The organism is Variovorax sp. RA8 (assembly GCF_901827175.1).
GTDB lineage: Bacteria > Pseudomonadota > Gammaproteobacteria > Burkholderiales > Burkholderiaceae_C > Variovorax.
Genome location: NZ_LR594662.1, coordinates 5,608,307 through 5,631,217 on the forward strand (window position 1 = coordinate 5,608,307; position 22,911 = coordinate 5,631,217).

The following is a 22,911-nucleotide window of genomic DNA, read 5'->3' on the forward strand; positions in this document are numbered from 1 at the left end:
CTCAGGCCGCCTTCTTCGTCATCTCGGCCACCCATTCGCGCGGCGCCAACGGGAAGCCGAGGCGCTCCCGGCTTTCGTAGTAGCTCTGCGCCACGCTGCGCGCGAGGTTGCGGATGCGGCCGATGTAGGCCGCACGCTCGGTCACGCTGATGGCGCCGCGCGCATCCAGCAGGTTGAAGCTGTGGGCCGCCTTGAGCACCTGTTCGTAGGCCGGCAGCGCGAGCTTCTGCTCCATCAGATGCTTCGCTTGCTTCTCGTGAGCAGCGAAGGCAGTGAACAGGAAGTCCGCGTCGCTGTGCTCGAAGTTGTAGGTCGACTGCTCCACCTCGTTCTGCTTGTAGACGTCGCCGTAGCTCAAACCCTCGGTCCAGCTCAGGTTGTAGACGTTGTCCACGCCCTGGAGATACATCGCGAGGCGCTCGAGGCCGTAGGTGATCTCGCCCGTGATGGGCCGGCAGTCGATGCCGCCGACCTGCTGGAAGTAGGTGAACTGCGTCACCTCCATGCCGTTGAGCCAGACCTCCCAGCCCAGGCCCCACGCGCCGAGCGTGGGGTTCTCCCAGTCGTCCTCGACGAAGCGGATGTCGTTCTTCTTCAGATCGAATCCCAGCGCTTCGAGCGAGCCCAGATAGAGCTCGAGGATGTTGGCCGGCGCCGGCTTCAGCACGACCTGGTACTGGTAATAGTGCTGCAGGCGGTTCGGGTTCTCGCCGTAGCGGCCGTCCTTGGGCCGCCGGCTGGGCTGCACGTACGCGGCCTTCCAGGGCTCCGGGCCGAGCGCGCGCAGGAAGGTCGCGGTGTGCGAGGTGCCGGCCCCCACCTCCATGTCGTAGGGTTGCAGCAGCGCGCAGCCCTGGGCATCCCAGTAGGACTGCAGCTTGAGAATGATTTGTTGGAAGGTGAGCATCTTGGGGTGGTGGCTGTTCGAGTCCTCGAACAGCGAACCGGGCATTTTAAGAGCGCCTGGATGGACAACGGCCGCAGGGCTTGCGCCGCTGCGGCCGTCGAGGTGAAGCGGGAAGCCCCCCGGGGTTCAATACTCCCAGAAGATCCTTTGCATTTCCTTCGGGTCGTTGGTCTTGGTCAATGCCACCATCGCGAGAATGCGCGCCTTCTGCGGCTTCAGGTCATGCGCCGCCACCCAGTCGTACTTGTCGTCGGGCTGCTCGGCATTGCGCAGCACGAAGCCATCGGGCACGCGGGAGCTGCGGATGATCTGCACACCGTCGCCGCGCAGCTTCTGCAGCACGGGCACGATGCGGTCGGCCACCGAGCCGTTGCCGGTGCCGGCATGGACCAACGCCTTCACGCCGCTCTTGGCGAGCGCATCGATCGCGGTGGCGGGCACGCTGCCGTAGCCGTAGACGATGTCGACCGCGGGCAGCGCCGTGATCTCGTCGATGTTGAATTCCGACTGGGTGGTGTGGCGCTTCACCGGCGCGCGGAACCAGTAGCTCTTGCCCTCGACGATCATGCCCAGCGGGCCCCACTGGCTCTTGAAGGCCTCGGTCTTGATGTTGACCATCTTGCTGACGTCGCGGCCGCTCTGGATCTCGTCGTTCATGGTCACCAGCACGCCCTTGCCGGACGCGTCCTTGCTGGCGGCGACGTTGACGGCGTCGTACAGGTTGAGCGCGCCGTCGGCCGACAGCGCGGTGCCCGGGCGCATCGAGCCGACCACCACGATGGGCTTGGAGGTGCGCACCACCAGGTTGAGGAAGTAGGCGGTCTCCTCCAGCGTGTCGGTGCCGTGGGTGATCACGATGCCGTCGACGTCGGCCTGCTTGGCGAGGGCCGAGACGCGCTTGGCCAGCACCATCAGGTTGTCATTGGTGAAGCTCTCCGAGGCGATCTGGAACACCTGCTCGCCGCGCACGTTGGCGACCTTGGAGATCTCGGGCAGGCCGGCGATCAGCTTGTCGACCGGCACCTTGGCGGCGGCATAGGTGGCGCTGTTGGCGGCCGAGGCGCCGGCGCCGGCGATGGTGCCGCCGGTCGCGAGGATCACGACATTGGGCAGGGCCTGCTGGGCATGGGCGATGGCGGCGGCGGCCGTCAACGCCGCAGCGGCCGCGAAGGCACGGAAGCGGGGGGCGAAGAACATGGGGGCTCCTGTTGGCGTGAACAATTCACGAAGCGCAGGGGACGATACCGGAAGCCCGCACCACCGTCACACGCCTGAAATGCTTCCTGCGCATGGGGCAATGCCGGCGGCCGAGACGGTTCGGACGAAGCGCTACCATCGCCCAGGCGGCAGCGCCGTCCTCCCCAATGAGCAGTCCCACCCTCCCCACCGCGGCCGCGCTGGCGCAGCAAATGCCGGCGCCGGAAGGCCCGCTGTCGCGCGCACGGCCGGGCCGCGAGCGCATCCTGGCCGCGATCCGCAGCGCGGCCATCGCCGAGTTCAGCCTGCACGGGCTCAAGGGCAGTTCCACCCAGGCGATCGCGGCGCGTGCCGGCCTCACCAAGCCGCAGCTGCACTACTACATCGCCGGCAAGGAAGAGCTCTACGAGGAGCTGCTGATGCAGGTGCTGCACGACTGGAAGGTGGTGTTCGCCTTCGAGGAGCACGCCAGCGCGCCGGGGCCGGTGCTCGAGGACTACATCCGCAAGAAGCTGGACCATGCCTTCGACAACCCCGAGATCTCGCGCATCTTCACCCGCGAGGTGCTGGACGGGGGCCGCAACCTGGCACGCTACTGGCCGAACGCGCGCGCCTGGACGCAAAAGAAGGTGGACATCATCAACGGCTGGATCGCGCGCGGCCTGATGCGGCCGCTGGACGCGCGCCTGCTGCTGATGCATATCTGGGCCATGACCCAGAGCTACGCCGACTACGCCCTGCAGACGCGGGTGATGCTGGGCCTGCCGCCCGATGCGCCGATCGAGCGCGAGCCGATCGCGCGCGAGCTGGTCGCCTTCGTGCTGGGCGGCTGCGGGATCGATCGCTGATCCGCCCCAAGCTGCGCGACTCAGCGACTGGCGACGGCATCCTCCACCGGCCTTGAATCCGCCGATTGCCGCGCCGGTGGCAGCTTCATGGCCAGCAAGGCTGCGCAAGCCGACAAGCCGAGGCCGGTGGAGAGCCAGAGCGCGCCGGCACCCCAGCGCTCCAGCGCCAGGCCGAACAGGAAGGGCGCACCGGCCTGCACGATCCGCGCAGGCACCATCAGGAGGCCCTGGCGCTGGCCATACCCCTGGGGCCCGAAGATCAGCAAGGGCAGCGTGCCGATGGCGATGGTCAGGATCCCATTGCCCAGGCCATGCAGCACGGCGAAGGCCGCCGCTGCCTGCATCCCGAACAGCCCCAGGCACAGTGCACCCAGCGGGTGCGCCAGGGTGGCCAGGCGCGCCGACAGCAAGGGGTGTGCGCGCTTGAGGAAGCCGAATTCGATCAACCGGCCCGCCACCTGTGCCGGCCCCACCAGCGCCGCGATCGACACCGCCACCGCGAGCGTCGCGCCGCCGGCCAGCAGCAGCCGCGGCAGATGGGCGGCCATCGCGGTACTGACGAACCAGGTGACGGCGAACACGTAGGCCATGATCCAGCCCGCCCGGCGCTGCTGCGCCGGCGTGAGGACGGCCGCCCGGCCCTGCCCGGCCTTGCCGTCCTCCGCCTGCATGGCGTGCGCCGCCGGCGGCCGTGGCAGCAGCGCGTTCAGCGGAAGGCCGAGGACCAGGTGCAGTCCGGCCCAGGCCAGGCATGCGCCACGCCATCCCGCGACGTCCTCGAGCCAAGCCGACAGGGGCCAGCCCACCGTGCTCGCGAAGCCCGCCAGCAGCGTGATGCCGGTGATCGCGCCACGCGCATCGCGTCCGTGCAGGCGCACTGCCGTCGCGAACGCGGCCTCGTACAGCCCGCTGCCCATCCCAACCCCGAGCAGGAGCCAGGCAGCGAAGACATGGACGGCATGGGTCGCCACCGCAAGCCCGGCAAGGCCCGCGGCGAACACCAGGTTGCTCGCGACCAGGACCGGCCGGCCGCCGAAGCGGTCGATCGCGCGCCCCGCCCAGGGGCCGGTCGCCGCGGACACGATGAGCGCCAGGGAGAAGGCCCCGAAGATCGTGGAAGGAGAGACGCCGAGCTCGGCCCCCATGGGCCCGGCGAGGACCGCGGGAAGGTAGTAGGAGGAAGCCCAGGCGAGCGTCTGCGCCACGCCGAGCATCAAGGTGGTGGTGCGGCGGCCGGGCAAGGCTTTACCGGTCAGTGGCTGCGCTGGTTGACGCGCTTCGACAGCGCCGCGGCATTCTCCCGGCGTTCGCTGTAGCGGTCGACCAAGTAGCCGGCGCAATCGCGCGTGAGCAGGGTGAACTTCACCAGTTCCTCCATCACATCGACCACGCGCTCGTAATAGGGCGACGGTTTCATGCGCCCATCTTCGCCGAATTCGAGAAAGGCCTTTGCGACCGAGGACTGGTTGGGGATCGTGATCATGCGCATCCAGCGGCCCAGCACGCGCAGCTGGTTGACCGCATTGAAGGACTGGGAGCCGCCGGACACCTCCATCACCGCGAGCGTCTTGCCCTGCGTTGGCCGGACCGCGCCGACCGACAGCGGGATCCAGTCGATCTGCGCCTTCATGATCCCGGTCATCGCTCCGTGGCGCTCGGGCGAGGTCCAGACCATGCCCTCGGCCCATTGCGCCAGGTCGCGCAGCTCGCGAACTTTCGGATGGTCTTCCGGCGCGTCGTCGGGCAGCGGCAGCCCGCGGGGATCGAAGATCCGGGTCTCCGCTCCCATGGCGCGCAGCAGGCGCGCGGCTTCTTCGGTCAGGAGCCGGCTATAGGAACGCTCCCGCGCGGAGCCGTAGAGCAGCAGGATGCGAGGCGCATGCGCGGAACGCTGCGGCGCAAGCAGCTGATCCAGGTCGGGCCTGTCGAACAGGGCCGGGTCGATATTCGGAAGCTCAGGACTCATACCAGCCCCTCGACGCATTCACCACCTTCACCACCGCCAGCATGATCGGCACCTCGATCAGTACGCCCACCACGGTGGCCAATGCAGCGCCGGAATGGAAACCGAACAGGCTGATGGCCGCCGCCACGGCCAGCTCGAAGAAGTTCGAGGCGCCGATCAGCGCCGAGGGGCAGGCCACGTTGTGCTTCTCGCCGAGCTTGCGGTTCAGCCAATAGGCCAGCCCCGAGTTGACGATGACCTGGATCAGGATCGGCACGGCCAGCATCGCGATCACGAGCGGCTGCCGGAGGATGGCCTCGCCCTGGAACGCGAAGAGCAGGACCAACGTCAGCAGCAGCGCCGCGATGGACCAGGGGCCGATGCGATGCAGGGCGCGCTCGAAGGCCGCCGGGCCTGCGCGCAGGAGCCGCCGGCGCAACAGCTGCGAGAAGATCACCGGCAGCACGATGTACAGCCCCACCGAGGTGATCAAGGTGTCCCATGGCACGGTGATGGCGGACAGGCCCAGCAGCAGCCCCACGATCGGCGCGAAGGCGAATACCATGATGGCATCGTTCAAGGCCACCTGGGACAGGGTGAAGACCGGGTCGCCGCCGGTCAACCGGCTCCAGACGAAGACCATGGCCGTGCACGGGGCCGCGGCCAGCAGGATCAGGCCGGCGACGTAGCTGTCCAGTTGCTCGGCCGGCAGGTAGCCGGCGAAGACCTGGCGCACGAACAGCCACGCCAGGAAGGCCATCGAGAAAGGCTTGACGGCCCAGTTGACGAAGAGCGTGACGCCGATGCCGCGCCAATGCTGCTTCACCTGCCCCAGCGCCGCGAAGTCGACGCGCAGCAGCATCGGGATGATCATCACCCAGATCAGCACGCCCACCGGGATGTTCACGCGCGCGACTTCCAGCCGGCCGACAGCCTGGAAGCCGGCGGGGAACAACTGGCCGAGCACGATGCCTGCGACGATGCACAGGAACACCCACAGGGTCAGATAGCGCTCGAAGACGCTCATGGAGGCCGCGCCCCGGGGCGGCGTTTGGATCACTGCGCTCATGGTGACCTTCAGCGCTTGCCGATCTCGCGCACCTCGTGCTGGATGGCCATGTGCTCCAGCTTGCCGAGGGGCACGGACAGCATGAACTCGATGCGCCGCTTCAGCGTCACGGCGGCGTCCATGAAAGCCCGCTTTTTCTCTTCGTCGCTACCTTCCACCGCAGCCGGATCGGGCAGGCCCCAATGGGCGGTGACCGGTTGGCCGGGCCAGACTGGGCAGACTTCGCCTGCCGCCTGGTCGCAGACAGTGATGACGAAGTCCATTCTTGGTGCGCCGTCCTTGGCGAATTCGTCCCAGCTCTTGCTGCGGTAGTCTGCGTCCGGGACGTGAAGGGTGTGCAAGGTCGCCAGGGCAAGCGGGTGCACCGCGCCCTTCGGATAGCTGCCGGCAGAGAAGGCCCTGAACCTCGAGCCGCCGAGGTGGTTGGTCAGGCCTTCCGCAATGATCGAGCGGGCAGAGTTGCCCGTGCAGATGAAAAGTACGTTGTGGATCGTGTCGGTCATGGGTGGGATCGTCGAAGTGAGGGGATCGGATGGGGCGCGATACGTGCCGTCAGCAGCAGGAAGAGGCGCTCTTGACGGGCACGGCGAGCGGCTTTCCCCTCGGCGCCGCGCCGGTGCAGCAAGCGCCGCCGCCCTCTTGCGCGGAGGCTGCAGGGCGGGCTTCGCCATAGCCTTCCGCGCGTTCCAGCGTCCGGTAATGCTCCCAGGCGATGCCCTGCGGATCGGTCACCCAATGCTTTTCGCTGCGGGCGTAGCAGCACACCGTTGCGCCTTCGTTCAGGATCGCGCGGTCGGTCGACTCGGCGCGTGCCTTCAGCTCGGCCAGCTCGCCTTCGTCCTCGGCCTGGAAGCCCAGATGGTCCACGCCGTGGCCCTGCCCGTGAGTGGAAATGGCGAAATTGAGGCGAGGGTCGTCGAGCATCCACTTGGCGTAGTCGGCCTCGAGGCGGACCGGCTCCGCAGCAAACAGCCTGGTATAGAAGCCGACGCTCTGGGCCAGGTCATCGACGTGCAGGTGAACATGGAAGCGCTTCATGGGGTTTCTCCTTTCAGCAGTTGTTGCAGGCGGCCGCGCCCTCGGGAAGACAGGCCTCCCCCTGGCAGCAGTTCTCGGTGAGGTAGCCCAGCAGGGCGGTCATGCGATCGAAGGCGGCGCGGTAGATCAGGTTGCGGCCCTGGCGCTCCTGCGACACCAGGCCAGCGTGGACGAGTTCCTTGAGGTGGAAGGAGAGGCTGGTTGCGGGCACGTCCAGCGCCTCGACCAGTGCGCCGGGCGTGAGGCCCTCGGGGCCGGCGACCACCAAGCTGCGGAACACCCGCAGCCGAACCGGCTGGGCCAGCGCAGCGAGGGCTCGGACAACATCAGTTTCTTCCATTATTCAATCATATTTGAATTATTGGATTCAATGCAACAGGTTAATGGGGCTCCGCTTCAGGCCCCGTTGCGGTGCATACCGCTGGCACGTCGCTTGCGTAACCTGACCACCTGCTCTGATTAAGCGGTCAAACATCCAATGCGCGTACTCGTCGTCTACTGTCATCCGGTCGAAACCAGTTTCCATGCCGCCCTGCACCAGGAGGTGCTGCGCAACCTGAAGGCGGCGGGGCACGAGGTGGACGACTGCGACCTGTACGCCGAGGGCTTCGACCCGGTCCTCTCGCGCGAGGAGCGCCTGGGCTACCACGAGGTGCCGAACAACCAGTTGCCGCTCATGCCTTACATCGAGCGCCTGCGCCGGGCCGAGGCGATCGTGTTCTGCTTCCCGACGTGGTGCTTCGGCCTGCCCGCGATGCTCAAGGGCTACTTCGACCGCCTCTTCATGCCCGGGGTGGCCTTCGACCTGAGCGACCCCGCCAACGTCAAGCCGATGCTGACTCACATCCGGCGCATCTCGGCCGTCGTGACCTACGGCCGGCCGCGCTGGGTCGCCTGGTACATGGGCGACCCGCCGCGAAAGATCGTGACACGCTACATGCGGCGGCTCACCGGCCCGCAGGCGCGCGTGGACTACCACGCCCACTACCACATGAACGTGGCGACCGAGCCCCAGCTCAAGCGCTTCCTGCAGCGCGTGGGCCAGGCGATGGCGCGCTTCGCCTGAGCCCCGCTCTCTCACCACCTCCGACCACGAGTCCCCCCAATGCTGCACGGCTACATCCCGCCCCACCGCTTCCTGCCCTACCTGAGCTGGACCGAGATCGACGCGCTGCCCGACCGCGAGAACACCGTGATCGTGCTGCCCTGCGGCGCGATCGAGCAGCACGGTCCGCACCTGCCGTGCTCGGTCGACAGCGTGATTGCCTCCGGTGTGATGGGCAAGGCGCTCGAGCGGCTGCCGCCCGAGGTGCGTGCCTTCGCGCTGCCGACGATCACTTACGGCAAGTCGGAGGAGCACCTGCACTTCCCCGGCACCATGACGCTGACCGGCACCACGCTGCTCGCGACCGTGACCGAGATCGGCGAGTCGGTCTATCGCGCGGGCTTTCGCAAGCTGCTCTTCGCCAACGGTCACGGCGGCCAGCCGCAGGTGCTGGAAATGGCGGCGCGCGAGCTGCGGCTGCGTCATGGCGACTTCATCATCGTGCCGCATGGCGTCTCGCGCCTGCCCAACGCGTCGAGCCGGCAGATCAGCGAGCAGGAGAGAAAGCTCTCGATGCACGCCGGCCATTCCGAGACCGCGCTGATGCTGGCGCTGGCGCCCGACACCGTGCACATGGACCGCGCGGCGGCCAACTACCCGCCGCCCTTCCCGATCAAGCTGCTGTCGGCCGACGGCCGTCCGGCCTGCGCCTGGACCGCGCGCGACTTCGGGCCCAGCGGGGTGATCGGCGACCCCACCAGCGCCACGCGCGAACAGGGCGAGGAGATCCTCGACACGCTGGCCGCCAGCTGGGTGCAGGCGTTGACCGAGCTGCACGCGCTGCGCTGGGTGGTGCGCGAGGAAGCGACCTGGGAGCGCGGCCACCAGCATGGATTCGTCCAGTCCGCAGCGGCCTGAGGCGCGCTCCTTGCAACCGCCATTTCTTCTTCAACCTTTCCTTCCCGCTCAAGAGGTCTTCACCATGCGCGATCTTTCCGCCTCCCGCCTCGGCCGCCTGGCCGCTACCGCCGTCCTCGCCTGCGCTACCGCCGCGACGGCGCAGGCGCAGGACAAGTTCACCTACATGACGAACTGGTACGCGCAGGCCGAGCACGGCGGCTTCTACCAGGCGGTGGCCCAGGGGATCTACAAGAAGTACGGGCTGGACGTGACAATCAAGATGGGTGGACCGCAGGTCAACATCACGCAGATGATGGCTGCCGGCCAGGCCGACTGCATCATGGGTTCGAGCGACATCCAGATGATGCAGGTGCGCGAAGGCGGCGTGCCGGTGGTCAACGTGGCGGCCTTCTTCCAGAAGGACCCGCAGGTGCTCATCGCGCACGACGACGTCAAGAAGTTCGAGGACCTCAAGGGCAAGACCATCCTGATCGGCTCGCAGGCCAACCGGGGCTACTGGCCGTGGCTGAAGGCCAAGTTCGGTCTCACCGACGAGCAGACCCGCCCCTACACGTTCAACATCCAGCCTTTCGTGGCCGACAAGAACACGGCCCAGCAGGGCTACCTGACCTCCGAGCCGTATGCGATCCAGAAGGCCGGCGTGAAGAGCACGGTGCTGATGTTCAGTGACCACGGCTTCCCGGCCTATGCGACCACCGTGTCCTGCATGGACAAGACAGTGAAGGAGCGCAGCAAGCAGGTGGCGGCCTTCGTCAAGGCCTCGGCCGAGGGCTGGAAGAGCTACCTTGCCGACCCGGCGCCGGCCAACGCGCTGATCAAGAAGGACAACCCCAACATGACCGACGACCAGCTGGCCTACAGCGTGGGCAAGCTCAAGGAGATGGGCATGGTCACGGGCGGCGACGCGGCGACGATGGGCATCGGCGTGATCACCGATGCGCGCGCCAAGGCGAGCTACGACTTCCTGGTGGCGGCCAAGCTGCTCGACCCGGGCAAGGTGGAGATCGCGAAGACCTACACCACCGAGTTCGTCAAGGACACCAAGGTCCTGCCCTGAGAGACCACGAGGCCGCACGCATGAACCGGATCGAACCCGCCGTGCTCGCGCCGCCGGCCGCGCCCGCCGCGCCGGCGGTGGAGCTGCTGTCGGCGGAGAAGACCTACCCCAACGGCACACGCGCCCTGCTGCCGGTGGACCTCGCGATCGCCGAGGGCGAGTTCGTCACTCTCCTCGGCCCCTCGGGCTGCGGCAAGAGCACGCTGCTCAAGATGGTGGCGGGGCTGCTGGAGCCCAGCGACGGGCGCCTGCTGCTGTGGCGCCGGCCGGTGGCCGAGCTGCACAGTCGCGCCCACAAGATGGCCTTCGTCTTCCAGTCGCCCACGCTGATGCCATGGGCCAGCGTGCGCAGCAACGTGCGGCTGCCGCTGGACCTGGCTGGCATGCCGCGCAAGGAAGCCGACGCGCGCGTGAGCGAGGCGCTGGAACTGGTGGGCCTGCACAAGTTCGCGACCGCACTGCCGCGCGCCCTCTCGGGCGGCATGCAGATGCGCGTGTCGATCGCGCGCGGACTCGTGACCCAACCCGACCTGCTGCTGATGGACGAGCCCTTCGGCGCGCTGGACGAAATCACGCGCCACAAGCTCGACGCGGAGCTGCTCGACCTTTGGCGCAAGAAGAAGCTCACCGTGATCTTCGTGACGCACTCGATCCACGAGGCGGTGTTCCTCTCCAGCCGCGTGGTCATGATGGCTGCGCGGCCCGGCCGGGTGGTGGAGGAGCTCCAGATCGACGAGCCCTATCCCCGCAGCGCGGACTTCATGGTGTCGCCGCAGTTCAGCCGATATGCGAAGCAGCTGCAGGATAGCCTGCTGCGCGCCAGCAATGGCACATACGACGAGGCCGCGCCATGAGTCGCACGGGCGCTCCCAAGGCGTATGGCACCGCAGCGCGCAACGAGGAGGTCGCCCTATGACCCGGCGACTGCCTCTGCTGCAGCAGCCGCGCGCGCAGCGCGTGCTCTATCCGCTGCTGGTCGGCGTGGCGCTGCTGGCACTCTGGCAGGGCCTGGTGACGGCGATGGAGCTGCCGCCCTACCTGGTGCCCTCGCCTTGGTTGATGACGAAGACGCTCATCGCGGATTGGGTGCCGCTTGGCACGGCCTTGCTGGTCACGCTGAAGATCACGCTGCTGTCCTTCGTGCTGGCCACGGTCGCAGGTGTGCTGATCTCCTTCCTGTTCGTGCAGAGCAAGCGGATCGAGACCGCGCTCTTTCCCTACGCGGTATTGCTGCAGGTGACGCCCATCGTCGCGGTGGCGCCACTGATCATCATCTGGGTCAAGAATCCCACGGCCGCGATGGTGGTCTGCGCGGCGCTGGTCGCGCTGTTCCCGATCATCAGCAACACCACGCTCGGGCTGCGCAGCATCGAGCCCGATCTGCAGAGCTATTTCAAGCTCAACCGCGCGACGCGCTGGCAGCAGCTGGTGCGGCTGCGCATCCCCAGCGCGCTGCCCTATTTCTTCGGGGGCCTGCGCATCTCGAGCGGCCTGGCGCTGATCGGCGCGGTCGTGGCCGAGTTCGTCGCCGGCACGGGCGGCAGCGGCGCGGGGCTGGCCTACCAGATCCTGCAGTCTGGCTTCCAGCTCAACATCCCGCGCATGTTCGCGGCCCTGCTGCTGATCTCGCTGACAGGCGTCGCGCTCTTCGTGCTGATGGCCTGGCTCACCAAGCTCGCGCTGGGCTCCTGGCATGCGAGCGAACTCTCACAGGACTGACTTTCCTTCCATGAACGCCCCCGCTTCCGCCATCGAGCAGTTGCATCTGGAACTGCCCGAACTCGACTGGATCACCGACGAGAGCCGCATCGCGCGGCTGTCGCAGGACTTCTCGTGGTTCAGCCCGGTGCTCCAGCGCCAGCTGAAGGACAAGCGCGCCGACGCGGTGGTGCGCCCGCGCACCGAGGACGAGGTCCGCGCCTTGGTGGGCGCCTGCGTGCGCCGCAACGTCCCGATCACCATTCGCGGCAGCGGCACAGGCAACTATGGCCAGACCACCCCGCTCGCCGGCGGCGTGGTGCTCGACATGACAGGCTACAACGCAATGCAATGGGTGCGCCCTGGCTTGGCGCGCGCGCACGCCGGCATCCGGCTCGGCGAGCTCGAGAAGCACACCCGGCCCACCGGGCAGGAGCTGCGCTGCGTCCCCTCCACCTACCGCAGCGCGACACTGGGCGGTCTGTTCGGCGGGGGCTTCGGCGGCGTGGGCTCGATCAACTACGGGCCGCTGGGTGCTGCCGGCAACGTGCTGGGGGTGCGGGCCATGACGATCGAGGCCGAGCCGCAGGTCTTCGAGCTGCGCGGCGCCGAAGCGCTGCGGATGCACCACCTGTGGGGCACCAACGGGCTGGTGCTCGAACTTGAAGTGGGGCTGGCTCCCGCGCATCCCTGGCTCGAGAGCCTGGTGGTCTTCGAGGACTTCGACGCGGCGCTCGCCTTCGCCGACGTGCTCGCGCATGCCCCGGGCATGGTGAAGCGCGAGATCGCCTTCTTCGCAAGCCCGGTGCCGGATCACCTGGCGCAGTTGGCCGAGCACCTGCCGCAAGGCTGCCATGCGGTGCTGTCGCTGGTTGCCGAATCCGGCGAGGACCCGCTGCTGGAGCTGATCGCCGCACACGGCGGCCGCATGAGCTACCGCAAGACGGCCGAGGAGGTACACAAGAGCAACCGCACGCTGATGGAATTCACCTGGAACCACACGACGCTGCATGCGCTCAAGGTCGACAGGAACCTGACCTATCTGCAGAGCGGCTTCACGCCGGGGCAGCACGTGCGGCAGGTTGCCGAGATGGAGAAGCTCTTTGCGGGCGAGGTCATGATGCACCTGGAGTTCCTGCGCACCGCAGCGGGCCTGATGACCTGCAGCGGCCTGCAGCTCGTGCGTTTCACGACGGAGGAGCGGCTGGACGAGATCATCCGCCTGCACCGCGAACACGGCGTGCACATCAACAACCCGCACGTCAACATCGTCGAGGACGGCAAGGCTGGCGGTCCGCTGCCGCAGGAAGTGATCGAGCTCAAGAAGCGCTTCGACCCGCTGGGCCTGCTCAACCCGGGGAAGCTGCGCGACTGGCCCGTCGCCGCCTGAGGAAGGGCGCGGCGGCGATGATCGCGATCGCCAGGCCCCATATCGGCCACAGCCCGAAGCGCGAGACCCACCACGCATAGGGCGTGAGCCCTGCGCGACCTTCGACCGGCGCGACCAGCACGCCGCGCGTGAGCCGCGGCAGCGAGTGCGTGACGCGGCCGCGATGATCGATCACCGCGGTGGCGCCCGTGTTGGTGGCACGCACCATCGGCCGCTGGAATTCGAGCGCGCGCATGCGCGAGATGGACAGGTGCTGGTCGATCGCCACCGTGTCGCCGAACCATGCGATGTTGCTCACGTTGAGCAGGATGGTGGGGGCCCTTGCCTCGTCGCGGAAGTTGGCGCCGATCTCGTCGCCGAACAGGTCTTCGTAGCAGATGTTGGGCGCGATGCGCTGGCCCAGCCAATCCAGCGGCGGCTGCGCGAGGCCGCCGCTCTGGAAATCGCCCAGGGGGATGCTCATCATGTCGGTGAACCAGCGGAACAGACGGGGCACGAATTCTCCGAAGGGCACGAGGTGGTGCTTGTCGTAGCGGAAAGGCGTGCTGCGCCCGGGGCCGAAGCCCAGCACCGTGTTGGTGTAGACGCGGCCATTGCCCAGCGGGAGGCCGACGATCGCGGTCTGCGTGCCGTTCGCGTAGCGCGCCGCGATGGCGTCGAGGTAGCCGGGAGGCAGTTGTGAAGGCAGCAGGGGCAGTGCGGTTTCGGGCGTGATCACCAGCGGCGCGGTGGCGCGCTGCAGTTGCTCGCCGTACCACTGCAGCGCGGTGGCGATGCCGCCACTGGGGATGAACTTCTCGTCCTGGGGGATATTGCCTTGCAGCAGCGCCACGTCGATGCGACCGCGCGAGAGTGCCGCCTCGTCGGGTGTGCCGCGCAGGGCGGCGAACAGCGCGGGCGCGGCCAGGAGGATCAGGGCCACGCCGAGTTCGCTCATCCGCGTGCCGGCTCGGGCGGCGCGCAACGCAGTTGCAGCGAGCGCCGCGATCGCAGCCGCGACGGCGCCCACGCCATACGCGCCCACCCAGGGTGCGTATGCCGCGAGCGGACCATCGACGTGGGCGTAACCGCCCGCCCCCCACGGAAAGCCGGTGAACAAGCTGTTGCGCAGCAGCTCGGCCAGGGTCCACGCGGCGGCGAACAGGAGTACGGCGCCCGCCCGATGGACAGGCGCGAGCGCGACGTAGAAGGCCGCGGCAACGGCGTAGTACAGGGACAGGGCCGCAGATAGCGCCAGCACGGCCATGGCGGCCAGCGGCGCGGCGAGCCCGCCGTAGATGTGCATCGAGACGAAGAGCCACCAGAAGGTGCCGCACAGCCAGGCGGTCGAGAACACCCAGCCGTAGAGCCCCGCACTGCGCCATGAGGGCCGCGGCGCGGTGCGATCGCGCAGCGCATCGAGCTGCCAGACCAGCGCGGCCAGTGATAGCAGTTGCAGCCACCACAAGGGCTGCCCGCTCCAGGGAGCCGCGATCGACGCGGCCTGCGCGAGCCCCGCGAGGCCGAGGCCCAGCGCGCGCACCAGCGTTTTCAATCGCCCGCGTCGTCGCCGCGCGCCGGCGAGACCTTGAACCAGCGCACGGCGCCGCCCTTCGTGTGGAGCACGACGAAGTCGAAGGCACCCAGCGCATAGTGCTCGCCGCGCTTGGGCACATGGCCCATCTCGTGAGCGATCAGGCCACCGATGGTGTCGAAGTCCTCGCTCAGCACCTCCTCGTCGAAGACGATGCCGAAGGCCTCGGCCACGCGTTCGATCGGCGTGTCGCCCGAGACGCGGTAGGTGCGGTCGGCCAGGCCGAAGATGTCGCCCTCTTCCTCGGCAATGTCGAATTCGTCCTCGATTTCGCCGACGATCTGCTCCAGCACGTCCTCGATGGTGATGAGGCCGGCCACGCGGCCGAACTCGTCGATCACGATCGCCAGATGGTTGCGGTTGCCGCGGAATTCACGCAGCAGATCGTTCAGACCCTTGCTCTCGGGCACGAAGGTGGCAGGACGCAGCAGCGCGCGGATGTTGAGCCCTGGTGCGCGCTGGAGCTTGAGCAGGTCCTTCGCGAGCAGGATGCCGATGATGTTTTCCTTCTCGCCCTCGTAGACCGGAAAGCGCGAGTGGGCCGTGTCGATCACCAGATTGAGCAGCGACTCGTAGGGCGCATCGATGTTGACCAGGTCCATGCGCGGCGCGGCCACCATCACGTCGCCGGCGGTCATGTCGGCCATGCGCAGCACGCCTTCGAGCATGACGCGCGACTCGGCGCCGATCACGTCGTTGTCTTCGGCGTCGGCGAGGGTTTCGATCAGCTCGTCGCGCGAGTCTGGGCCGGGGTGAATGAACTCGGCGAGTTTCTGCAGGAAACTGCGCTTGTCCTCGCGTTCAACGGGCGCGCGGTCGGGGTGAGGGTCAGCCACTGCGGGAGGGCGGAGTTGTGGAATCGCAAGGATACCGGAACGGGCCCGCCCCGCGGAGCTCCGCCGATCGCCTGTGGCAACGGTCGTTCAAGGCGAGGACTGCTCGCGCGCGGCGCGCACGCCGCTGCGGATCTCCTGCAGGGTGGCCAGCAAGGCCCAGAACTGCTTGGCACGCGTCTTGAGCTGGAAATCGACCTCGGCGTAGTGCTCGAGCGCGATCTCGCTCATGCGGCTGTCGAAGGTCGCATTGGGCAACTGCAGGTGGGCTTCGGATTCGGAGCCGCTGCGCACCACGGTGGCGCCGGCATTGCGCGCGATCTTGAGCATGGCCGTGTTCTCGCTCAGCGCGTGGATGAATAGCATGCCCACCCCCTCGTTGCGCGCGATCACTGCTGCGCGCTCGAACAGGCGGGCGCCATAACCGCGGCCGCGGGCGTGCTCGGCGACGGAGACGCCGAATTCAGCGCAATCCTTGAGCTGATCGTCCGGCGCAAAGGCGAGGTGCGCCATCGCGATCAGGTCGAGACGGCGGTTGTAGATACCGAAGAGCTCGTCACGATCAAAATCGAGGCCGTCGACGTAGCGCTGGATCTGCTCATCGGAGGCGGAGTAGCCGAACCGCAGGTAGCGGTCATGGGGCTTGAGTGCGAGCAGGTGCTGCGCGATGCGATCACGCTCGCGTGGTCCGATCGAGCGGATCGGCACCATCACGGGCGCGGGGGCAGCGGCGCGCGGCTGGGCTTCAACCATCGGCGCTTTCAGGAAGGAGCCGAGGCCGAGCGAGGCTTTGAGAAGTGCCTTGGCGGTATGCATGGCTCCAATATAGGGGTTTTCCCTTAACCAACAAGCTCGCAAGGACGAAAAGGTAATTCGTAAGATTACAAAACAGAAGCGAGAGACGAGCAATGTCCTTCCCTGTTGCTATATCGGCACAGCGGTGGTGGCTTTCACCCGATCCAGCACAAAGCTGGTCTTGCAGTCTTCCACGCTGGGATGCTTGAGCAGCGTGTCCATGATGAAACGGCTGTAGTGCGCCATGTCGGCGACAACGACACGCAACAAGTAGTCCATTTCCCCCGTCAACGCGGCGCATTCCACCACTTCCGGCCATGTCTGGACGCTGGCACGGAACAGGTCCATCGGGTTGCGCTTGTGGGTCTCGGTGTGCTTCTCGAGACGGACGTTGAGATATGCCGTGAGACCGAGGCCCACCGCCTCAGGCTTGACCAGCGCAACATAGCGGTCGATGACGCCGCTCTCCTCCAGGCGCCGGACCCGCCGCAGCACCGCGCTTGGCGAGAGGCTGACCTTCTCGGCCAGTTGGTCATAAGTGGCCCGGCCATCGCTTTGCAGCGTGCGCAAAATCAGTCGATCCAGCTTGTCAAGTGCGTCCATTTCTTCATTTTCACAGTTTTCCTGCGTCTTGGCTCAGGCTTGGGCCTGATAACGCTGAAATCATGAGGGCGTGCGCTTTTACAGTTCAACACCAGCCTGCGCCACCGCAACGCACACTCAATAACCCTTCCTGATTTCTTACTGGAGACGCCCAATGAGCACCGCCGACGCCCCCGCCTTCACCCCGTGGGAGAATCCCATGGGCACCGACGGCTTCGAGTTCATCGAATACGCCGCGCCCGATCCGGCCGCGATGGGCCAAGTCTTCGAGCGAATGGGTTTCAAGGCCGTGGCGAAGCATCGCCACAAGAACGTGCTGCTGTATCGCCAGGGCACGATCAACTTCATCGTGAACGCGGAGCCGGACTCCTTCGCGCAGCGCTTCGCGCGCCAGCACGGACCCAGCGTCTGCGCCATCGCATTCCGCGTGCAGGACGCCAAGGCCGCCTACGAGCGAGCCATTTCGCTCGGGGCCTGGGGGTTCGCCGACAAGGCGGGGCCCGGCGAACTGAACATCCCTGCGATCAAGGGCATCGGCGACAGCCTGATCTATCTCGTCGACCGCTGGCGCGGCAAGAACGGCGCGGAGCCGGGCGACATCGGCAACATCGGCTTCTACGACGTCGACTTCGAAGCCCTGCCCGGCCTGACGGCGCAGCAGGCCCTCGCGCCGGAAGGGAACGGCCTGACCTACATCGACCACCTGACCCACAACGTGCACCGCGGCCGTATGAACGAGTGGGCCGATTTCTACGAGCGCCTGTTCAACTTCCGCGAGATCAAGTACTTCGACATCGAAGGGCAGGTGACGGGCGTGAAGAGCAAGGCGATGACCAGCCCCTGCGGCAAGATCCGCATCCCGATCAACGAGGAAGGCAAGGAGCAGCCCGGCCAGATCCAGGAGTACCTGGATCTCTATCGCGGGGAAGGCATTCAGCACATCGCGATGGGCTCGGACGACCTGTACAAGACAGTCGATGCGCTGCGCGCCAGCGGCGTCAAGCTGCTTGACACCATCGACACCTACTACGAACTGGTGGACAAGCGCATCCCGGGTCACGGTGAAAGCCTGGAGGAACTGCACAAGCGCAAGATCCTGATCGACGGCAAGAAGGACGCGCTGCTGCTGCAGATCTTCAGCGAGAACCAGTTGGGCCCGATCTTCTTCGAGTTCATCCAGCGCAAAGGGGACGACGGCTTCGGCAACGGCAACTTCAAGGCGCTGTTCGAGAGCATCGAGCTGGACCAGATACGTCGGGGCGTGTTGAGCGCTGCACAATAGTTGCGCCATCACACACAGGAGCAAGGAATGCGCCCCAGCTTTTGGATTCGCTGTTCATCGATCGCGGCTGCGGTCTTCATTCTCGGTGGTTGCGCGATGAATGCGCAGCAACCGCAGACCTTGGCCGCGTCGCACCTCGATGCAGTGCAGAAGGCAGGCGTGCTGCGTATCTGCACGCCGGGCGACTACAAGCCATTCAGCTTCCAGAAGGCCGATGCGAGCTATGAGGGGATCGATGTCGACCTGATGACGAGCTTCGGCAGCAGCCTCAACGCGAAGCCGGAGTGGGTCAAGACGACCTGGGCCAACCTGCTGCCGGACCTAGCCGCCGGCAAGTGCGACCTCGCCGTGGGCGGGGTCTCGGTGACCACCGAGCGACAAAAACGCGCCTTCTTCAGCGCGCCCTACATGGTCAACGGCAAGACGCCGATCGCGCGCTGCGCCGATGTCGCCAAGTACCAGAGCGTCGCCGCCATCGACAAGCCTGAGGTGCGGGTGATCTTCAACCCCGGCGGCAGCAACGAGCGCTTCGCGCGCGCCAACTTCAAGCGAGCCCGGCTCACGATGCATGGCGAGAACGTGACGATCTTCGACGAGATCCTCGCGAACCGCGCAGATGTCTTCGTGACCGAGGCGGCCGAGGCGATCACGCAGCAGAAGCTCAAGCCAGGCCTGTGCGCCATCAATCCCGACAAGCCGCTGCAGTACGGCGAGATGGCCTGGATGCTGCCGCGCGATGACATGGCATTCAAGGCCTATGTCGATCAATGGCTGCACCTGGCACGAGCGGGCGGCGAGTTCCAGCGCGTCATGGACCGCTGGCTCAGGTAACCATCCATCTTTCGGAGCTTTTCATGGAGACGCCTTCAGGTGCGGTCATGCCCGCGGTCTACGGTCAATCGGATCGTCCGCCGCGCGGCGACTATTCGCGGGGCGGCACCGTGCTCGCCGACTACACCTGCCCGCAGGACTGGGCCAGCTATACGCCGGCCGACCACGACACCTACCGGCGCCTCTACGAACGGCAGGCTGCGCAATTGCCGGGACTGGCCTGCGACGCGTTCATCGAATCGCTGCCCCTGCTCGGTATAAAGGACCGTATCCCGCGCTTCGACGAGATCAACGAGCGCCTCTACAAGGCGACCCGCTGGGAGATCGTCGCAGTGCCCGGGCTGATTCCGGAGCTGCCCTTCTTCACGCTGCTGGCAAATCGCAAGTTTCCGGTCACCGACTGGATCCGCAAGCCGGCGGAGTTCGACTACATCGTCGAGCCCGACGTGTTCCACGATCTGTTCGGCCATGTCCCAATGCTCTTCGACCCGAGCTTCGCCGACTACGTGCAGCGCTACGGGCAGGGAGGCATCAAGGCGCACGACCTGGATGCCGGCGAGAAGCTCGCACGGCTCTACTGGTACACGGTCGAGTTCGGTCTTATCCGCCAGCCGGAGGGTCTGCGCGCCTATGGCGCGGGCATCCTGAGCTCGGTCGGCGAACTGAAGCACGCGGTGCGCAGCACGGAGCCGCTGCGCTTGCCGCTCGATCTGCTGCGAGCCATGCGTACGCGCTACAAGATCGACACCTACCAGCGCAACTACTTCGTGATCGACAGCTTCACGCAGCTCTTCGACCTCACGGCTCCGGACTTCACGCCGCTCTACCAGGCGCTCGCCGGGCAGCCCGACATCGAGGCCGGTGCGCTGCTGCCGGGCGAATCCTCTGGCTGAGCGCGACGGCTCTTCACTCGTCGAGCAATGCGAGGGTCTGCTGCCGCAGGCTTGAGACAAACGCCATTTCCACATGCCCGCGCCCCGGCACGAGCCGGTTGTCGGCGCCGGGAAGCGTGGCCGAAGAGGTCGGGAACACGATGTTGTCGCAGTTCGAATACCAGCAGGTGAACGGCACCTCACGTGCGCTGCTGCAAGCGCTTTCCATTTGCTGCAGCCATTCGCCATCGAGTCGCATCTGGCGTCCGTTCACGGTACGGCCGAAGCGTGCCAGCCAGGTGCCGCGGTGCGGCGTGCCGATCGTGACGATACGATGCACGCGCGCCACATCGGCGCTGCGCAGCCATGCTCTGGCGGCGAGACCACCCATGCTGTGGCAGATCAGGACCGGCGAGCGTCCGGTGGCTGCAGTTACGCGTGAGATCGCCTCGTCGAGTGTCGTCGCGTAGTGGTCAATCGAGCCGAAGACTGGCTCGAGATCGACAGCGATGAAGGCATGGCCGCTCGCACGCAGCTCTCGGAGCCAGGGATTCCAGAAGCCCCGGTTGCACAGGAAGCCATGAAGCAGCACGACGCCACGGCGGCCGCTCCTCTCGGGCACATAGTCGGGCTCTGCATGGAAGCGGAACGGCTGTTGCCAGCAGAACACCCTCAGCGCCGTCCGGCTTTCGGCAGCCCAAGCCCGCGCGCACTGCACCGCAGTGGCGCGTCCTAACGGGTCTCGTCTGCTGACGTGATAGCTCGCAATGAACTCCAGCGCCAGGAAGCCCGCGTGGGCCAGGCTCAAGGTCAGAAGACCGCCCACGGCCACGCCGCGCGCGTGCGGCCACCAGCCGCCAACCCACCCGGCAGCGGCCAGCAGCCAAGCCAACACGATGCATTGCTGAAGACGCGCGACCATGCCGCCGACTATCGCATGCGCGACAAGTCTGGCGCGGTAGATCCGGCGCGACACTGGGACAAGCCCGCTGGCGGCACGGCAAAGCTCCCTTCGACAATCCGCGGCAAAGGAGTTCGCATGCAATCAGCCGTTTTGAAAAGCTATCCGCCGGGCGTGCCACACGAGGTGCATCCCGAGCAGTACCGGTCGCTGGCCCACATGTTCGAGGAGTCGTTCGAGCACTTCGCAACGCGACCGTTCTCGGTGTGTATGGAGAAGTGGATGAGCTATGCTGAGCTCGACGAGTTGTCCAGAGCGCTGGGGGCCTGGCTCCAGGCGCGCGGGCTGGAGGCGGGGGCACGCGTGGCCATCATGCTGCCCAACGTGCCGCAGTTCGCGGTCACCATGGCAGGGGTGCTGCGTGCAGGCTACACCTGCGTCAATGTCAATCCTCTATATACCGCGCGCGAGCTCGAGCACCAGCTGAAGGATTCCGGTGCGACGGCGATTGTCATTCTCGAAAACTTTGCGGCGACACTCGAACAGGTGATCGAGCACACGCCGATCAAGCATGTGGTCGTCGCTTCGATGGGTGACCTGCTCGGCGGGCTTTACGGCACCTGGATCACGGTGGCAGTGCGACATCTCGCGAAGATGGTGCCGCCGTACAAGCTCCCGCTCGACAAGGGCCGGACCGTGGCGCCCTTTCCAAGGGTGATCCTTGAAGGCAAGGAACTCAAGCTCGCGCCCGACACGAGCACGCTCGACTCGATCGCGTTCCTGCAGTACACGGGAGGCACCACAGGGCTGTCGAAGGGTGCCGTGCTGACGCACCGCAACATCATTGCGGCCACGCTGCAGGCCGAAGCCTGGTTCAAGCCGGCGCTCGAGCGCGCAGGCGACTCGTCCAAAGTCAACAGCATCGCAGCGCTGCCGCTGTATCACATCTTCGCACTGACGCTGTGCCTGCTCGCGATCCGCCAGGGATCGCATCTCACGCTGATCCCCAATCCGCGCGACATTGACAAGTTCATCGCTGTGCTTAAGAAGAGGCCCTTCCACATGCTGCCGGCGGTCAATACGCTGTTCAATGCATTGTTGCTGCATCCGGAATTCAAGACCGTCGACTTCTCTGCTCTGGTGGTCTCCCAGGCCGGGGGCATGGCCGCATCCGAGGGTACGGCCCGCAAGTGGTTCGAGACCACAGGCTGTCCAATGATCGAGGGCTGGGGCATGAGCGAGACCTGCGCGATCGGAACGAACAATCCAGTGTCCAACACAGCGTTCACCGGCACCATCGGCCTGCCGCTTCCAGGGATCGAAGTCGCTATCAAGGATGACGAGGGCCGCTCGCTGCGCGTCGACGAGGCCGGCGAGCTCTGCATCAAGGGGCCCAACGTGATGATCGGCTATTACAACCAGCCCGCGGAGACCGCGGCGGCGTTCACGGCCGACGGCTTCATGCGCACCGGCGACATCGCGGTCATGCAGGAGGACGGCTACAGCCGGATCGTCGACCGCAAGAAGGACATGATTCTCGTGAGCGGCTTCAACGTGTTTCCGAACGAGCTGGAGAACGTTATCTCGCTGTGCCCTGGCGTGGTGGAGTGCGCGGCGATTGGCGTGCCAGACGAGAAGCAAGGCGAGGCGATCAAGGTCTTCGTGGTCCGCAAGGACCCCACGCTGACCGAGGATGCAGTGACGCGCTACTGCAACGACCAGTTGACCGGGTACAAGCGGCCCAAGCACATCGAGTTCCGAGATAGCCTGCCGAAGACAAACGTCGGCAAGATCCTTCGGCGCCAGCTCCGTACGGACACGAGGGCTTGAGCCCCGCCTGCCGGGACTAAGCAGAATGGGCTGGCCCGTTGAGGCCGCGCGAGTGCGTGAAGTATGTCGATGCTGGAGTGGTGTGGGAAGGGTGGTAGAGGGGCGCGTATATAAGCAAAAAGCCCAACCATTGCTGGCTGGGCTTTTTGTGGCTGTAAGAGCCTGACGATGACCTACTTTCACACGGGAACCCGCACTATCATCGGCGCTGAGGCGTTTCACTGTCCTGTTCGGGATGGGAAGGAGTGGGACCACCTCGCTATGGTCATCAGGCAT

Annotated in this window: 24 protein-coding genes and 1 rRNA gene; 11 read left to right on the forward strand and 14 right to left on the reverse strand. The window is 66.4% G+C overall.

Annotation, left to right across the window (positions count from 1 at the left end; all coding sequences use genetic code 11):
- Position 1: 1 nt before the first annotated feature.
- Both glyQ and E5P3_RS26765 read right to left on the reverse strand, forming a co-directional pair.
- On the reverse strand, positions 2-907 hold the full coding sequence (glyQ, locus tag E5P3_RS26760) for a glycine--tRNA ligase subunit alpha (RefSeq protein ID WP_162589888.1): 906 nt from the start codon (positions 905-907) through the stop codon (positions 2-4).
- Positions 908-1,033: 126 nt separating this feature from the next.
- Entirely contained in the window at positions 1,034-2,104 is a 1,071-nt protein-coding gene (locus E5P3_RS26765; RefSeq protein WP_162588729.1) for a type II asparaginase, read from the reverse strand.
- A gap of 167 nt (positions 2,105-2,271) precedes the next feature.
- Here E5P3_RS26765 and E5P3_RS26770 point away from each other — a divergent pair, with 167 nt between their 5' ends.
- Positions 2,272-2,952 carry a TetR family transcriptional regulator C-terminal domain-containing protein gene (locus E5P3_RS26770; RefSeq protein ID WP_332107394.1) on the forward strand — a complete coding sequence of 227 codons (681 nt, stop codon included), beginning with the start codon at positions 2,272-2,274 and terminating at the stop codon, positions 2,950-2,952.
- A 20-nt stretch (positions 2,953-2,972) separates the two neighbouring features.
- Here E5P3_RS26770 and E5P3_RS26775 read toward each other — a convergent pair whose 3' ends face one another.
- From E5P3_RS26775 to E5P3_RS26800, 6 genes are read right to left on the reverse strand one after another with little or no spacing between them, the layout of a single operon-like run.
- Positions 2,973-4,166 carry an MFS transporter gene (locus E5P3_RS26775; protein ID WP_162589890.1) on the reverse strand — a complete coding sequence of 398 codons (1,194 nt, stop codon included), beginning with the start codon at positions 4,164-4,166 and terminating at the stop codon, positions 2,973-2,975.
- Between the two features lie 38 nt (positions 4,167-4,204).
- Positions 4,205-4,918, reverse strand: coding sequence for an arsenical resistance protein ArsH (arsH, locus tag E5P3_RS26780; RefSeq protein WP_162588730.1), 714 nt, complete (start codon positions 4,916-4,918; stop codon positions 4,205-4,207).
- The gene (gene arsB, locus E5P3_RS26785; protein WP_162588731.1) at positions 4,908-5,966 is read right to left on the reverse strand and encodes an ACR3 family arsenite efflux transporter; all 1,059 of its coding nucleotides are present in this window, start codon (positions 5,964-5,966) and stop codon (positions 4,908-4,910) included. The genes arsH and arsB overlap by 11 nt, the downstream gene beginning before the upstream one ends.
- A gap of 8 nt (positions 5,967-5,974) precedes the next feature.
- Complete coding sequence (locus E5P3_RS26790; RefSeq protein WP_162588732.1) at positions 5,975-6,469, reverse strand: arsenate reductase ArsC; 495 nt, start codon at positions 6,467-6,469, stop codon at positions 5,975-5,977.
- Positions 6,470-6,518: 49 nt separating this feature from the next.
- Positions 6,519-7,004, reverse strand: coding sequence for an ArsI/CadI family heavy metal resistance metalloenzyme (locus tag E5P3_RS26795; protein WP_162588733.1), 486 nt, complete (start codon positions 7,002-7,004; stop codon positions 6,519-6,521).
- Positions 7,005-7,017: 13 nt separating this feature from the next.
- The gene (locus E5P3_RS26800) at positions 7,018-7,344 is read right to left on the reverse strand and encodes an ArsR/SmtB family transcription factor (protein WP_162588734.1); all 327 of its coding nucleotides are present in this window, start codon (positions 7,342-7,344) and stop codon (positions 7,018-7,020) included.
- 138 nt (positions 7,345-7,482) lie between these two features.
- Here E5P3_RS26800 and E5P3_RS26805 point away from each other — a divergent pair, with 138 nt between their 5' ends.
- The 6 genes from E5P3_RS26805 to E5P3_RS26830 all read left to right on the forward strand — a co-directional run bounded on the left by E5P3_RS26805 (position 7,483) and on the right by E5P3_RS26830 (position 13,115).
- Positions 7,483-8,070 carry an NAD(P)H-dependent oxidoreductase gene (locus tag E5P3_RS26805; RefSeq protein WP_162588735.1) on the forward strand — a complete coding sequence of 196 codons (588 nt, stop codon included), beginning with the start codon at positions 7,483-7,485 and terminating at the stop codon, positions 8,068-8,070.
- A gap of 39 nt (positions 8,071-8,109) precedes the next feature.
- Positions 8,110-8,967, forward strand: a complete 858-nt coding sequence (locus tag E5P3_RS26810; RefSeq protein WP_162588736.1) for a creatininase family protein — start codon at positions 8,110-8,112, stop codon at positions 8,965-8,967.
- A gap of 64 nt (positions 8,968-9,031) precedes the next feature.
- A complete protein-coding gene (locus E5P3_RS26815; RefSeq protein ID WP_162588737.1) occupies positions 9,032-10,027 on the forward strand; it encodes an ABC transporter substrate-binding protein in 996 nt (331 codons plus the stop codon).
- A 20-nt stretch (positions 10,028-10,047) separates the two neighbouring features.
- Positions 10,048-10,881 (forward strand): ABC transporter ATP-binding protein, encoded by an 834-nt coding sequence (locus E5P3_RS26820; RefSeq protein ID WP_162588738.1) that lies wholly within the window; start codon positions 10,048-10,050, stop codon positions 10,879-10,881.
- Positions 10,882-10,939: 58 nt separating this feature from the next.
- Positions 10,940-11,746, forward strand: a complete 807-nt coding sequence (locus tag E5P3_RS26825; RefSeq protein ID WP_162588739.1) for an ABC transporter permease — start codon at positions 10,940-10,942, stop codon at positions 11,744-11,746.
- Positions 11,747-11,756: 10 nt separating this feature from the next.
- Positions 11,757-13,115 (forward strand): FAD-binding oxidoreductase, encoded by a 1,359-nt coding sequence (locus E5P3_RS26830; RefSeq protein ID WP_162588740.1) that lies wholly within the window; start codon positions 11,757-11,759, stop codon positions 13,113-13,115.
- On the opposite strand, the gene lnt is transcribed toward E5P3_RS26830, so the two are convergent.
- The 4 genes from lnt to E5P3_RS26850 form a co-directional block, all read right to left on the reverse strand.
- Positions 13,075-14,649 (reverse strand): apolipoprotein N-acyltransferase, encoded by a 1,575-nt coding sequence (gene lnt, locus E5P3_RS26835; protein ID WP_162588741.1) that lies wholly within the window; start codon positions 14,647-14,649, stop codon positions 13,075-13,077. The two genes, E5P3_RS26830 and lnt, sit on opposite strands and share 41 nt — an antisense overlap.
- The gene (locus E5P3_RS26840) at positions 14,646-15,524 is read right to left on the reverse strand and encodes an HlyC/CorC family transporter (protein ID WP_162588742.1); all 879 of its coding nucleotides are present in this window, start codon (positions 15,522-15,524) and stop codon (positions 14,646-14,648) included. Before E5P3_RS26840 ends, lnt begins: the two co-directional genes overlap by 4 nt.
- Before the next feature lie 87 nt (positions 15,525-15,611).
- Positions 15,612-16,337, reverse strand: a complete 726-nt coding sequence (locus E5P3_RS26845; protein WP_162588743.1) for a GNAT family N-acetyltransferase — start codon at positions 16,335-16,337, stop codon at positions 15,612-15,614.
- Between the two features lie 108 nt (positions 16,338-16,445).
- Positions 16,446-16,919, reverse strand: a complete 474-nt coding sequence (locus E5P3_RS26850; RefSeq protein ID WP_068684561.1) for an Lrp/AsnC family transcriptional regulator — start codon at positions 16,917-16,919, stop codon at positions 16,446-16,448.
- Between the two features lie 154 nt (positions 16,920-17,073).
- Between E5P3_RS26850 and hppD the strand changes: the two genes are divergently transcribed.
- The 3 genes from hppD to phhA all read left to right on the forward strand — a co-directional run bounded on the left by hppD (position 17,074) and on the right by phhA (position 19,925).
- Positions 17,074-18,201: a 4-hydroxyphenylpyruvate dioxygenase gene (gene hppD / locus E5P3_RS26855; RefSeq protein ID WP_162588744.1), complete on the forward strand. Its 1,128-nt coding sequence runs from the start codon at positions 17,074-17,076 to the stop codon at positions 18,199-18,201.
- A 96-nt stretch (positions 18,202-18,297) separates the two neighbouring features.
- A complete protein-coding gene (locus E5P3_RS26860; RefSeq protein ID WP_232073327.1) occupies positions 18,298-19,032 on the forward strand; it encodes a transporter substrate-binding domain-containing protein in 735 nt (244 codons plus the stop codon).
- A gap of 23 nt (positions 19,033-19,055) precedes the next feature.
- The gene (phhA, locus tag E5P3_RS26865) at positions 19,056-19,925 is read left to right on the forward strand and encodes a phenylalanine 4-monooxygenase (protein WP_162588746.1); all 870 of its coding nucleotides are present in this window, start codon (positions 19,056-19,058) and stop codon (positions 19,923-19,925) included.
- Between the two features lie 13 nt (positions 19,926-19,938).
- On the opposite strand, the gene E5P3_RS26870 is transcribed toward phhA, so the two are convergent.
- The gene (locus E5P3_RS26870; RefSeq protein WP_332107395.1) at positions 19,939-20,880 is read right to left on the reverse strand and encodes an esterase/lipase family protein; all 942 of its coding nucleotides are present in this window, start codon (positions 20,878-20,880) and stop codon (positions 19,939-19,941) included.
- Positions 20,881-20,943: 63 nt separating this feature from the next.
- Between E5P3_RS26870 and E5P3_RS26875 the strand changes: the two genes are divergently transcribed.
- Complete coding sequence (locus E5P3_RS26875) at positions 20,944-22,635, forward strand: AMP-binding protein (RefSeq protein ID WP_162588747.1); 1,692 nt, start codon at positions 20,944-20,946, stop codon at positions 22,633-22,635.
- Between the two features lie 160 nt (positions 22,636-22,795).
- Here E5P3_RS26875 and rrf read toward each other — a convergent pair.
- Positions 22,796-22,908: ribosomal RNA gene (gene rrf, locus E5P3_RS26880) — 5S ribosomal RNA — on the reverse strand.
- Between the last annotated feature and the right edge of the window lie 3 nt (positions 22,909-22,911).